The sequence below is a fragment of the Kluyvera cryocrescens NBRC 102467 genome, assembly GCF_001571285.1.
In the GTDB taxonomy this organism is placed as follows: domain Bacteria; phylum Pseudomonadota; class Gammaproteobacteria; order Enterobacterales; family Enterobacteriaceae; genus Kluyvera; species Kluyvera cryocrescens.
This window is the reverse complement of the sequence record NZ_BCTM01000006.1, coordinates 1-12,905: the sequence shown is the minus strand read 5'-3', so window position 1 is coordinate 12,905 and position 12,905 is coordinate 1. Positions and strand designations below refer to the sequence as shown.

Below are 12,905 nucleotides of genomic sequence, written 5' to 3'. Positions count from 1 at the left end.
GACAACATAATCCCCATATTGTTCAGCGCAGTGGCTTATGGATTAAGCAACTGTTAACCGCACTTTGCACTTTGCGTGCTTATCCTGGAGACAGGTAACCAGAGTTAGTGTAGGGTTGCCAACGAATGTAAACTTTATCGTCTGGCCGTGTAAGGCGATTAGTCTGAGAATCGTACCTAACCCTATGAATAACAAACCCGCGCAGCGTGAATACTTCCTCGACTCCATTCGGGCCTGGCTGATGCTCCTGGGGATCCCTTTTCATATCTCATTACTCTATTCCAGCCATACCTGGCATATGAACAGTGAAACACCGTCATGGTGGTTAACGCTATTCAACGATTTCATTCATGCCTTCCGCATGCAGGTATTCTTTGTTATCTCTGGCTATTTTTCCTATATGCTCTTTTTGCGCTACCCGCTTAAAAAGTGGTGGAAAGTTCGCGTGGAGCGCGTCGGCATACCTCTTCTAACCGCGATACCGCTACTGACGCTGCCGCAATTCCTGATGCTGCAATATGTAAAGGGTAAGACGGAAACCTGGCATACGCTCACTTTCTATCAAAAATATAATACGCTGGCCTGGGAGCTGGTGTCGCATCTGTGGTTTTTACTGGTGCTGGTTGTTCTCACCACCATCGGTATCCTGGCGTTTCGCCTGATGCGTCGCCGACAAATGCGCCGACGCGCCGATCTTTTCGATAATATGTCGATGGAAAAACTCACGCTGATGTTCCTGCTGTTGGGCATTGTCTATGCCGCGATTCGCCGCACGATTTTCTTGCTCTACCCGCCTATTCTTAGCGACGGCATATTCAACTTTGTCGTCATGCAGACATTATTCTACATACCGTTCTTTATTCTCGGTGCGCTAGCCTTTATTCACCCGCGGCTCAAGGCGCTGTTTACTACGCCATCACCGTGGTGCATGTTTGCCGCGCTGTTCGGGTTTATCGCCTATCTTGCAAACCAGCGCTACGGTTCGGGTGATGCCTGGATGTATGAAACGGAGTACGTGATTACGATGGTGCTGGGCGTGTGGATGGTCAATGTGGTCTTTTCGTTTGGTCACCGCCTGCTGAACTTCCAGTCTGCACGGGTGACCTATTTCGTGAATGCGTCTTTATTTATCTATCTGGTGCATCATCCGTTGACGCTGTTTTTCGGTGCCTGGATTATGCCCAGCATCAGTTCAAACGCGCTGGGTTTCCTGACTGGCCTGCTGTTTGTGGTTGGCTGCGCCATCGTGCTCTACGAAATTCACCTGCGCATCCCACTGCTACGTTTCCTGTTTTCCGGCAAGCCTCAGCAGAAAGCGGCCAAGGCTCAGCCGTCCACCACTAAGTATTAGCATCGTTGGCCAGGCTCGGGATCCGGGTCTGGCCAAGCTGCTGCTGGTATAACCGTAACGTCTCATCATCAAAGCAGACAAAATAAACAATCTCTGGAAGGCTTCGACGGGTCAGGAAAGCGGCGACCGTCCGGACGGCAATCTCCGCTGCGGCGGCGTGAGGGTAACCATACGCCCCGGTTGAGATCGCCGGAAATGCAAGCGTGTGATAGCCATTATCCAACGCCAGCTGTAGGCTATTACGATAAGCTTGCTCCAGCAGAGAAGCTTCGTGTTCCCCTCCACCCTGCCAGACAGGCCCAACGGTATGGATAACCGCTTTCGCTTTCAACTCCCCTGCGTGTGTGATCACGGCATGTCCCGGTGGGCAGGTGCCCTGCTGCTGGCGGACGACTGCGCAAGCCTCCTGGAGCGAGGGGCCTGCTGCGCGGTGGATGGCGCCATCAACACCGCCGCCACCCAGCAGTGATGGGTTGGCGGCATTGACAATAACATCCACCTCAAGGCGGGTGATATCGCCCTGCAGCAGCTGAATTCGTTCGGTCATGCTTACTATCCTCTGTCTTAGAAGAACATATTGTCTACCATAGACAACGCTGACCGCAATTTCGTTTCGGACTATTTATATTCGACGTTCAGTATGGCGAGATTTTTCGTGCGATCGACCCATTGCAAACGGGCGGTGCTCTTGTCATTAGAAATAACGCCTCCCTTAAGCAAAGCAGCTATCGGGATAGCCTGCTCAGTGTTGCCGATCTTGTCGTTGTAGCATTTGACGTGAACCTGTCGTGAAGATGCTTGATATGCGCACGGTGTTTCAACGATTTGCCCCACAAAGTGGATTACGCCTCCCGTTGCAGCAAGGGTCGCGGTTGAACTTACCGCCAAAACACAAAGGATCGAATTCAAACTGCGGATGACTGTTTGCATGGCAACTCCCAGTGAATTTAGGGTTATCTGGAATGGCACCCGGTCCTGACTCTGATGCACATTCGGAATGCACATCCTGTAAACATTGCATTTACATTAATGACGTTAGACGGCTTTTATGTATCTTGCCTGGAGGCCCTATCCATAAGCTCTCACTTACTTATTTTCGGCAGTATCGGCGATCTCTTGATTCATTTTGCGAAAGAAAAAGGCCGTAATGCGCAGATTACGGCCTTCTCATATTTTTAAACTCATTGTGACTGCATGACCCTTACATCAAAACCGCTAACGGAAGTTACATCCCGCGGCGCCTGGCTGGTTACATTTCGCCCCATCTGAAGTACCAGATGTTGGGCTGCTGCTAAAGAAGCCACCCCGTACAGTGGTAGCCGTCACGCTAGGGGTACCGCCAACGGGATCAACGCCACCGCCACCGTTGTTGCCACCACCGTTGTTGCCACCACCGTTGTTACCGCCACCGTTGTTACCGCCACCGTTGTTGCCACCACCGTTGTTACCGCCACCGTTGTTACCGCCACCGTTGTTGCCACCACCGTTGTTACCACCACCGTTGTTACCGCCACCGTTGTGGCCACCACCGTTGTGACCACCACCGTTGTGGCCGCCACCATTGTGACCACCACCGTTGTGGCCTCCGCCATTCTGACCACCACCGTTGTGGCCGCCGCCATTATTGCCGCCGCCCCAACCACCATGATCTCCCCAACCGCCGCCGTGGCCTCCGCCATTCTGACCACCGCCGCCGTTGCCGCCGCCCCAACCGCCATGATCTCCCCAACCGCCGCCGTGGCCTCCTCCATTGTGACCACCGCCGTTGTTGCCGCCGCCATTATTGCCGCCGCCCCAACCGCCATGATCTCCCCAACCGCCGCCGTGACCGCCTCCGATGCCGCCACCTATACCACCGCCATGGCCGCCGCCGATACCGCCACCGATACCACCGCCATGGCCGCCTCCGATGCCGCCACCTATACCACCACCATGGCCGCCGCCGATACCGCCGCCGATGCCGCCACCGATACCACCGCCATGGCCGCCGCCGATACCGCCACCGATACCACCGCCGTGACCGCCTCCGATGCCGCCACCTATACCACCGCCGTGACCGCCTCCGATGCCGCCACCTATACCACCGCCATGGCCGCCTCCGATGCCGCCACCTATACCACCGCCATGGCCGCCGCCGTTACCATTCCCGTTCCCATTGCCATTGTTGCCGCTTCCATTGCCCCCGCCTCCGTTTCCATTACCATTTCCATTATTGCCATTGCCATTTCCGTTGCTGCCACCTCCGTTATCACCGCCACCTCCATTCCCATTCCCGTTCCCATTGCCATTGTTGCCGCTTCCATTGCCCCCGCCTCCGTTTCCGTTACCATTTCCATTATTGCCATTTCCATTTCCGCCGTGATCTCCACCACCGCCTCCATTACCGCCACCGCCTCCGTTATCACCTCCGCCTCCATTACCGCCTCCGCCTCCATTACCGCCTCCGCCTCCATTACCGCCACCGCCTCCGTTACCACCTCCGCCTCCATTACCGCCACCGCCTCCGTTACCGCCACCGCCTCCGTTATTGCCTCCGCCTCCATTACCGCCACCGCCTCCATTACCGCCACCGCCTCCGTTACCGCCACCACCTCCATTACCACCACCGCCTCCGTTACCGCCACCGCCTCCGTTACCGCCCCCATTACCGCCACCCCCTCCATTACCGCCACCGCCTCCGTTACCGCCTCCGTTACCGCCGTGGTCGCTCCCGCCTCCATTGCCATTAGAATTTCCATTACCGTTATTGCCGTTACCGCCTCCATTACCGTTGTTGCCATTGCCGCCGTTGTTGCCGTTATTAGCATTCTGGCCGCTATTGCCATTATTACCGTTACCACCTGCGGCTACGGCATATATAGTCGCCGCAGGATATAAAACGGTGAGCGCCACAATGATGGCGAGTTGCTTCATTTTCATGATGAACCCTTTCACGCGTTATTAGTTGCTGTGTGCTATTGCCGTAAAAACCGATCATTTTGTAATAAAAACAAATATAACCAGAGATAATCACGACACCCTTCGGGAAATTACATAACGTCCTAACGATAAGTACGTAATTAATAAGGAACAGCAAAAACAGAAATTTCAATAAGTTATAAAGCCACGCGGAAATTTGAAGGCACAGCAACCTAAGATTTAATGATAGGTATCCCACACAACCAAATGAACGGATCGTGTTTAATAAATAATGGTCAAAACGATGCCACTACTGATTTATTAATAAAAAACCATAGTGTCAATTGCTAACCATTTATTGGATCCTACAGTCATATAAATCTTTAAAAGTTTACCGCCTTACCGTGCCAGGGATATCGAAAGAAAGATACGTAAGTTTTGTCACACCGAAATACTCAGTGACTCGATGCTATATGGATGAGTATGCATATTGAGAAGGTATGATGTTCTCATTACAAAGAATGATTTATTTTAAAAAAGTGGAACTTTAGTATTACCCGCTAAGACATTAATACAAACAGATAACGCAAAACGAAAACAACACCTTATAAGGATGGTGATTCTACTAAAGTTTGAAGGGCGATAAGCATCACAACAAATCATCATACAAAAAGTATGACGAGATCATATTAGCGTTACATGGCATTTCAACATCAATTTGATAATAATAGCATTTAATCTAAATTAATCTTTCCAATGACGCTCTGCGATATTGTGTCAAAAATGCTGACAATATATTAAATTTACATTTTGCAATTTATTTTTACATTATGTTTCATGATTATTTCTTGCTTTAAGGAGGGTTGCGACTAAATTTTAAATTAAGAATCGTTAGTTATTTTTTCTATATTCGTAACACTTAAACCACACAGTAACCACTTTTCAGCAGTGCTTAAATAGATGATTCTATAATATGTGCCTGTTGTTAATAAAAAAATCGGGGACTCATCATGACAAAAGAGCTCACCTTTTCAAGCCAAACTCTTTTCTTGATTACAAGGCCGTCACTACAGTCGTGCGCCCTTTCGCAGAATCTCAAGAAACTACTAAAGATGGATATTAAAATCATTAATATTCATGTAGTTAATATAGATAGCATCGCGGATGGCATCATTCTTTTTGATTTGATAGAGACTGATAAACGGTTAATAAAAGGATGGCAGGAAGAGCTGTGTAAAATTAAGCGTGGAGTTAAGCTTTTGCTCTTTAACACTCCCGAAGATTATGCCTATTCTGAAATCGAGACCTGGCCGCATATCTGCGGGATTTTTTATTCCCATGATGAAGAACATTTCCTAATCAAAGGGTTGCAGAAAGTTATGGAGGGGGAATGCTATTTTTCGCGTAAACTCGCCAGCTATCTGATTATGCATTCAGGCAACTATCGTTATGATAATTTAGAAAGCACTATCCTGACGTATCGAGAAAAAGAGATCCTGAACAAGCTGCGCATCGGAGCCTCAAACATTGAAATCGCCCGTTCACTGTTTATCAGTGAAAGCACGGTAAAAACCCACCTTTACCATCTTTTCAAAAAGATCGCGGTAAAAAATCGCACTCAGGCCGTCTCCTGGGCCAACGACAACTTTAAGCACTGAATTGAGCCACAAAAAAAAGGGCGACAGATGCATCATCTGCCGCCCTTTGTCTGTTTCTCTGTTCTCAGAGCACGGTCTCTTTCACTGCCTGAGTTCTGGCCTTGCGATTAGCAAGCCATAGCCCGCTATTTTTCATCGCATAGCCAAACAGCAGTCCCACCGCTAAAGAAGGAACAACCAACTGCCAATCGCCCTGTCCGGCAAAGGTCGCACAGGCGCCGATGAAGGTGCCTGGTACAAATGAAAGCAGCAGCTGTTTTGCCTGAATACACATCAAAAACGCCACGATACCCGTCATGACGTAGCTAACGATTTCCAGATGCGGTGCGAGCGCGCTGCCATAAATAATCACCAACGCCCAGATAACGCCGCTCATGGTGGTACAGGCAGAAATCACCAGCCCCTTTAGCCCCCCCGTCGGACAGGCAAAATAAGCCGTACAGCCTAAGAAACCGGCCCAGCTGAGTAACCCGAGTGAAACGGCAACCCATCCCCAGATACCGGAGAGAATGCCTGTGGTAATTGCAATAGCTAAGTTAACGTTCATGGCGAGTATCTTAGCAGATACTCGCCTTATTGATGAGATCACAAGCACACTATGATCACGGGATTGCTTTCCATTACATTAATTATGTGATTTAAATCACTCTTCGTGCTCTTCCTGCAGATCGTCAAACATGGCTGAAATCGCTTCGCGCGTCAGCGTCGCCATCGTACGCCAGAACGTCGTCGTGGCATGGGCTTCAAGTTTTCCAAGAAACGTACCAACCCAAGGCACGATATAGTCGTCAAACAGGATGTCCAGAGCTTCGCTGTCATTATCTTTGACGTTATCCTCAAGCCAGGAAGCGGCCAGGAGTAGCGTTCCCAGCTGATCGGCAGGGTTTTCACCTAATGGCATACCCTGTCCGGTCAGGAAGGCACGAACCTCTGCTTCCGTCGCCCCTTCCACCCAGGCGCTGCGTACCGGTGGCACGCTGCACTCTTCGCCAACAAACAGCGCATTATAATCAGCAGCAATTTGCTGGATATCGCAGCTTTTTTGCAGACGAGCCAGTAATTCATCCTGTTCCAGTGGCCAGTTTGCCGCCAGCTTGCCTTCACGGATCAGGGTAAACAGCGGAACCAGCAGAGGGTCTTGCGGTTGACGATAGTACAGCGAGCCAAGCGCACGACAGATGATTGAAAACTCGTTCATTCAGTTAGTCCAGTTAGTCATTAAAAATCAGCAAATTCAGGAATCGACGGCATACCGCGCGATTCAAGGTAATTCAGAAAACGTCGCGGAGTGACATTCAGGATCCGATCCCGCGGGAACTCCACCGCATCGAGGATCTTCTGGCACTCGGTAAACTCACCCAGCGTAAAGGCAGTGTGTGAATCCGAGCCCAGCGCCAGCCAGCCGCCAGCGTCGCGTACCGCCGCGGCAATCGCCTGGCAGTTTTGCTCACTGCCCACGCGCGAACTGACAAACGAGGAGTTGTTAATCTCCAGCGCAACGTGATATTTCGCGGCTGCCTCAGCAATGGCGGGAATATCAACAGGGAATTTCGGGTTCCCTGGATGGCTTATCATATGAACGTTACCGCTGGCCATGGCGGCAATCATTGCCCGGGTATGCGTTTCTTTATCCTGCGGAGCAAAAACGGGCTCATGGAAACCGGCAATAATAAAGTCCAGCGAGGTCAACATCGGCCCGGTACAGTCGATCTCACCCTCGATGTTTTTGATATTCGCTTCAATGCCGCGCAGAATACCGACACCATCAACAATACGCGGCCAAATACGCATATTCACAAAGTGCCAATAATGCGGAGCATCGGCCATATCGGGGCCGTGATCGGTAATCGCGAACAGCTTGATCCCTTTGCGTTTCGCTTCGGCAATATAGTCATGCAGCGTGCTATAGGCATGCGTGCTGGCGACAGTGTGCATATGTAAGTCAACAGGATACATCACATTCTCCTCTTTTGTGATTCTTCAAGGATAGCAGGAAAGCCCCGCGTTTATTAGCCTGGCGTCTCAGTAGCCACGCACGCGATCGACCTGACCATCGACCTGTTCACCACGTTCGAGTTGGCTAATGGTCTGCGCAATATAACTTATCGCTTCCTGTGGTCGCGTCACGGCCGCCACGTGCGGCGTCATTGTGACGCGCGGGTGACGCCATAAAGGGCTTTCCTGAGGCAATGGTTCCCGGCTAAACACGTCCAGCATCGCCGCCTTCAGTTTGCCGCTATCCAGCGCCGCGAGCAGATCGTCTTCGACCACATGAACACCCCGCGCCAGATTGAGAACGTAGCTATTGTCCGGCAGTTGAGCCAGCAGCGATTGATCGATAATGCCAATGGTTTCCGCAGTATTGGGCAGAAGATTAATCAGCACTCGTGTATCCCGCAGAAACTCCGCCAACTCACTTTCCCCAGCAAAGCTTGTGACCTGCGGCCAATCTTTACGGCTGCGACTCCAGCTGCGCACCGGGAATCCCCACGGCAGCAGACTTTGTGCCACTTTCGATCCCAGTACGCCCGCCCCCATAATGCCAATGGTGAATTCATCATGGTTATAATCAGCCAGCGGCTGCCAGCGCCCTTCACGCTGTAATTGCTGGTAATCATCAAAGCGGCGGAACCAATGCAACACCTGGCTGACGGCATACTCCTGCATCTGGCTCCCCATTCCGGTGTCTTCAAGACGATAAAGCGGAATCGCGTCTGGCAGCATTTCTGGATGCGCTTTGAGCTTACTAAGAATGGAATCCACGCCAGCACCTAATGCGAATACCGCTTTCAGGTTACGCCCCTGCAGCATTTCTACCGGCGGGTGCCACACCAGCGCATAATCCGCTGGCGCGTTATCACCGCGCTGCCATGCACGGACATTGGCTCCCGGCAGCTTCTTCGTGAGCTCGGCAATCCAGTAAGGGGTATCAAACGTGGGATGGTAAAAGATGATCTCCATTGCGACTCCTGTTTTAAAGCACCTCAGCAAGAACTTACCCGGCGCATTTTTGATTTTTTTGTGATTTAACAGCATAACAAATTTCATTTCGCTGTCCCGCTAAATGCGGGACTGATCGCAAAAAAGACGATTTATGCGTATTTAAGGAACAAGTTGAGTGAAGTTTGTCTAAACGCACGATTTTTTTAAAAAGTTTATTGACGCTGGCAGGCCTTTTCCCTACATTAGCGCTCGTCCCAGCAACACGGGACAACAATTTGGTGAGGTGTCCGAGTGGCTGAAGGAGCACGCCTGGAAAGTGTGTATACGGCAACGTATCCGGGGTTCGAATCCCCGCCTCACCGCCATATTTAAAGAAGAGCTCGTACGCAAGTACGGGCTTTTTTTTCGCATGTTGCACAGCCAGGCGGGGTGAGAACCCCGGAACCGGGGTCGACAACGGGCAACGCCCGTTGGACAGACGGCGAACGTAGTGAGCCGGCTGCCCGTCAGGGCGAGCGAAGCGAGTCAATCCCCGCCTCACCGCCATATTTAAAGAAGAGCTCGTACGCCAGTACGGGCTTTTTTTTTCGCCTGTTGCACAGCCAGGCGGGGTGAGAACCCCGGAACCGGGGTCGACAACTGGCGCAGCCAGTTGGACAGACGGCGAACGCAGTGAGCCGGCTGCCCGTCAGGGCGAGCGAAGCGAGTCAATCCCCGCCTCACCGCCATATTTTAAGAAGAGCCCGTACGCAAATACGTTTTTTTTCGCCTGTTGCACAGCCAGACGGGGTGACGATTGTGCCTTATTTTTCCACCTCATCCGGCGGCAGCTGCGCAACGATCTCCTGCGCAATACCAAAGCGCTCGATCAATAACAGCTGCTGCTGGCGATGCGAAAGCGGTGAGAATGACTCTTTACCTGAGGTATCGCGCACAACTTTTTCGCCCTTCACAATCCCGATTATCGATTCCCGACCCGCCAGACGAATATGCAGCGCCCCGTCAAACCGGCTGTGATAGCGGCTTTGTTCATGCCGCAGCGGATATTCATGTGCAGCCGCATCGAACTCCACCAGTTGGCAGTCCACTCGCGAACGCCCAAGCGGTTTCCAGTTAATAGACCAGACCCCTTCGTCACGATGCACCCGCGTCCCCCAAACGGGATGCGGGGAATGCCAGGCTTGCAGGGGTAAAGGCTGTCCGTGAAGCATCGTCGCATCGACAATAAATAAGGTCTCTTCGAGACGGACAAACAAGGTGCCATGTCCCGGAGAACCCGCGCTAACCGGACGTGGAGAACGCATGGTCGACAGGCCGAACTGAACGGAAAATCCCGCCGCTTTCAGCAGCGCATACAGCGCCCCATGTCCGGCCCAACAGGTTCCGCCGGTTCCAAAACGTAACCAATGGGAGAGAAAATCATCAGGCGTAGAACCGGGGAGCGCCGCATGAATTCCCTGCGCAACCTGGATACGTTTACGAATATTGTCGAACGGCACGTTGCGACACCAGACCTGATACAGCTGCGTCAATCCGTGTTCCGTCAGCGCGGGGCGATGGCTGAAACCTAACTTTTCCAACACCAGTTCGGCCAGCGATGGGCTAATTGCCATTTGAATATCTTGCGTATTCATTCTGGTTACGTGTCTCACGCCTCTCCAGTAGGGAACCGAGCGATGACAAATAGCATATTCACTGCGTGATTGTAAATTAAATGTAAAATCAATCCTCAATCATTTGCGCATACTCTTCACCGAGGAAATCAACCAGCGCCCTCACCGCCGGCAGCAGACCCCGGCGCGATGGAAACACCGCATGAATAACCTCACGTTTCGGTTCCCACTCGGGCAAAACCCGAACCAATGTTCCCGCATCCAGTTGCTCTTTCGCCATGAGCACCGGCAACTGCACCACGCCAACGCCTGCGATGGCGGCCTCGCGCAGCGCCAGCATATCGCCGGTAATAAATCGCGGCGTGAAATGCACTTCGGCCCGGGCCCCATTTGGCCCATCTAATTGCCATTGATGAATGTGCTTACCCACCGCCATACTCAGCCCCGGCCAACGGCACAGATCGTCCGGCGAACGCGGTTTCCCCATCAATGCCACCAGAGAAGGACTCGCTACCAGACAATGCCCACGATCGGCCAGCACGCGCATCACCAGATCGCTGTCCTCAAACGGGCGAGGTCTCACCCGAATGGCGACATCTACGCTTTCCGCCACCAGGTCCACCCGGCGGTTGGTCGCCTCAAGCTGGATCTGTACGCCAGGATGACGCAGCATAAAACGCGCCAGCATCGGCCCAACGTGCACATGCAGCAACGTCACAGGACACGCCAGCTTCACCGTTCCGCGCGGCTCGGCCTGCAGCACGGCAATCGCCTCCTGCGCCGCTTCAGCTTCAATGAGCATCGCTTTGCAGTGTTGGTAGAAAGTCTGCCCCACCTCAGTGACCGCAAACTGCCGGGTCGTTCGGTAAATAAGGCGCACGCCAAGCTGCTCTTCCAATTGGGCAATCCGCCGGCTAAGTTTGGATTTCGGAATATCCAGCGCCCGCCCCGCAGCGGCAAAGCCGCCGTTATCCACCACGTGGACATACCACGCTAACGCATTGAGATCCTGCATCGCCACCTCATCGTTCTATTTTTGCAACAGTGTAGATTATTTCCACTATCTACCGCGAAATTACCCGTGGTTCTAAGCTAATACACATCAAAAATCACGCTGCAGGAGAAAACGATGAAACAGATCACAGGTGTGTACACCGCGCCGCGTCCGCACTGGGTGGGCGATGGCTTCCCGGTACGTTCGCTCTTTTCTTATCAGTCGCACGGTGAAAGCCTGAGCCCATTTCTATTGCTTGACTACGCCGGGCCGCACCACTTTCCCGCCTACGGCGCCAAACGCGGCGTGGGTGAGCATCCCCATCGCGGATTCGAGACGGTGACCATCGTTTATGCCGGTGAGGTTGAACACCGCGACTCCACCGGTAAAGGAGGCGTCATTGGTGCCGGCGACGTGCAGTGGATGACTGCGGGTGCGGGTATTTTGCATCAGGAATTTCATTCCGCTGAATTCGCCCGCCGGGGCGGTGAGCTTAAGATGATCCAACTGTGGGTCAATCTGCCGGCGAAAAACAAAATGACCGCGCCGGGGTATCAGGGGATTGAAGCTGCGGCTATCCCAGCGGTTGCGCTCCCTGACAATAGCGGTTCACTGCGCGTGATTGCGGGTCGATATCAGCAAACCGCGGGGCCCGCTAACACCTTCTCGCCGATGAACGTCTGGGATATGCAGATTGCACAGGATAAAGAGTTCACGTTTGAGCAACCTGAGGGGTGGAGCACTGCGATTGTCGTACTGGAAGGGACTGTCACGGTCAACGGTGCGACCCGCGCCCAGGAAGCACAGCTGATCGTGCTGAGTCAGCAAGGAAAACGCGTGCATCTTCATGCCAGCACCGACGCCAAAGTGCTGGTATTGGCGGGCGAACCTATTCATGAGCCGATTGTGGGCTATGGCCCTTCGTGATGAATAGCCAAGCCGAGATCGCCGAAGCCGTTCGCGACTTTAACTCTGGCCGATTTGGTCAGATAGAACAACATGAATAATTCGGCGCCATCAATGCGCTGATACAACGCATCTTTTGTACGCCACACCACCTGCCCCACTATGGATTAACGGGGCAGTGTTCATTGATTAACCGAACGATACATAATGCAGAAATTATGCTTGACCGTTTTCGTCCAACTCCCTATAGTAGCGCCCCGTTGCCCACCCAAGGTGTGCAGCAAAACAATATGGTGAGGTGTCCGAGTGGCTGAAGGAGCACGCCTGGAAAGTGTGTATACGGCAACGTATCCGGGGTTCGAATCCCCGCCTCACCGCCATATTTTAAGAAGAGCTCGTACACAAGTACGGGCTTTTTTTTCGCCTGTTGCACAGCCAGGCGGGGTGAGAACCCCGGAACCGGGGTCGACAACGGGCAACGCCCGTTGGACAGACGGCGAACGCAGTGAGCAGGCTGCCCGTCAGGGCGAGCGAAGCGAGTC

The 12,905-nt window shown here is 52.6% G+C and carries 12 protein-coding genes, 2 tRNA genes and 1 pseudogene; 6 read left to right on the top strand and 9 right to left on the bottom strand.

All coding sequences use genetic code 11. The annotated features are described in order from the left end of the window. Positions 1-184: 184 nt before the first annotated feature. Positions 185-1,351 (top strand): glucans biosynthesis protein MdoC, encoded by a 1,167-nt coding sequence (gene mdoC, locus KCR01S_RS04275; protein WP_061280087.1) that lies wholly within the window; start codon positions 185-187, stop codon positions 1,349-1,351. Here the strand turns inward: mdoC and ymdB are convergent. The 3 genes from ymdB to KCR01S_RS25060 form a co-directional block, all read right to left on the bottom strand. After that, the gene (gene ymdB, locus KCR01S_RS04270; protein WP_061280086.1) at positions 1,341-1,898 is read right to left on the bottom strand and encodes an O-acetyl-ADP-ribose deacetylase; all 558 of its coding nucleotides are present in this window, start codon (positions 1,896-1,898) and stop codon (positions 1,341-1,343) included. The two genes, mdoC and ymdB, sit on opposite strands and share 11 nt — an antisense overlap. A gap of 71 nt (positions 1,899-1,969) precedes the next feature. Further along, the gene (locus KCR01S_RS04265) at positions 1,970-2,281 is read right to left on the bottom strand and encodes a hypothetical protein (protein WP_061280083.1); all 312 of its coding nucleotides are present in this window, start codon (positions 2,279-2,281) and stop codon (positions 1,970-1,972) included. Between the two features lie 392 nt (positions 2,282-2,673). Continuing rightward, positions 2,674-2,943: a hypothetical protein gene (locus tag KCR01S_RS25060; RefSeq protein ID WP_072277089.1), complete on the bottom strand. Its 270-nt coding sequence runs from the start codon at positions 2,941-2,943 to the stop codon at positions 2,674-2,676. Here KCR01S_RS25060 and KCR01S_RS25320 point away from each other — a divergent pair. Beyond that, on the top strand, positions 2,915-4,228 hold the full coding sequence (locus KCR01S_RS25320; protein WP_167348810.1) for a hypothetical protein: 1,314 nt from the start codon (positions 2,915-2,917) through the stop codon (positions 4,226-4,228). The genes KCR01S_RS25060 and KCR01S_RS25320 overlap by 29 nt on opposite strands. Positions 4,229-5,259: 1,031 nt before the next feature. After that, positions 5,260-5,907 carry a biofilm master transcriptional regulator CsgD gene (gene csgD, locus KCR01S_RS04250; RefSeq protein ID WP_061280077.1) on the top strand — a complete coding sequence of 216 codons (648 nt, stop codon included), beginning with the start codon at positions 5,260-5,262 and terminating at the stop codon, positions 5,905-5,907. Positions 5,908-5,971: 64 nt separating this feature from the next. Here csgD and KCR01S_RS04245 read toward each other — a convergent pair whose 3' ends face one another. The 4 genes from KCR01S_RS04245 to ghrA form a co-directional block, all read right to left on the bottom strand. After that, on the bottom strand, positions 5,972-6,454 hold the full coding sequence (locus KCR01S_RS04245; RefSeq protein WP_061280075.1) for a DUF1097 domain-containing protein: 483 nt from the start codon (positions 6,452-6,454) through the stop codon (positions 5,972-5,974). Between the two features lie 96 nt (positions 6,455-6,550). After that, positions 6,551-7,105, bottom strand: a complete 555-nt coding sequence (locus tag KCR01S_RS04240) for a TorD/DmsD family molecular chaperone (RefSeq protein ID WP_061280072.1) — start codon at positions 7,103-7,105, stop codon at positions 6,551-6,553. A gap of 20 nt (positions 7,106-7,125) precedes the next feature. After that, a complete protein-coding gene (locus KCR01S_RS04235; RefSeq protein WP_061280069.1) occupies positions 7,126-7,863 on the bottom strand; it encodes a phosphatase in 738 nt (245 codons plus the stop codon). Between the two features lie 66 nt (positions 7,864-7,929). After that, complete coding sequence (gene ghrA / locus KCR01S_RS04230) at positions 7,930-8,868, bottom strand: glyoxylate/hydroxypyruvate reductase GhrA (protein WP_061280067.1); 939 nt, start codon at positions 8,866-8,868, stop codon at positions 7,930-7,932. 259 nt (positions 8,869-9,127) lie between these two features. On the opposite strand from ghrA, the gene KCR01S_RS04225 reads away from it, so the two are divergent. After that, positions 9,128-9,215, top strand: a tRNA-Ser gene (locus KCR01S_RS04225). Positions 9,216-9,653: 438 nt separating this feature from the next. Here KCR01S_RS04225 and KCR01S_RS04220 read toward each other — a convergent pair. Together KCR01S_RS04220 and KCR01S_RS04215 are read right to left on the bottom strand one after the other, a co-directional pair. Then, positions 9,654-10,484: an arylamine N-acetyltransferase family protein gene (locus KCR01S_RS04220; protein WP_244886189.1), complete on the bottom strand. Its 831-nt coding sequence runs from the start codon at positions 10,482-10,484 to the stop codon at positions 9,654-9,656. A gap of 88 nt (positions 10,485-10,572) precedes the next feature. Next, positions 10,573-11,484, bottom strand: a complete 912-nt coding sequence (locus KCR01S_RS04215; RefSeq protein WP_156478740.1) for a LysR family transcriptional regulator — start codon at positions 11,482-11,484, stop codon at positions 10,573-10,575. Between the two features lie 108 nt (positions 11,485-11,592). Here KCR01S_RS04215 and KCR01S_RS04210 point away from each other — a divergent pair. Continuing rightward, positions 11,593-12,464: pseudogene (locus tag KCR01S_RS04210) on the top strand (pirin family protein). Positions 12,465-12,655: 191 nt separating this feature from the next. Beyond that, positions 12,656-12,743 (top strand) — tRNA-Ser (locus KCR01S_RS04205). Positions 12,744-12,905: the final 162 nt, after the last annotated feature.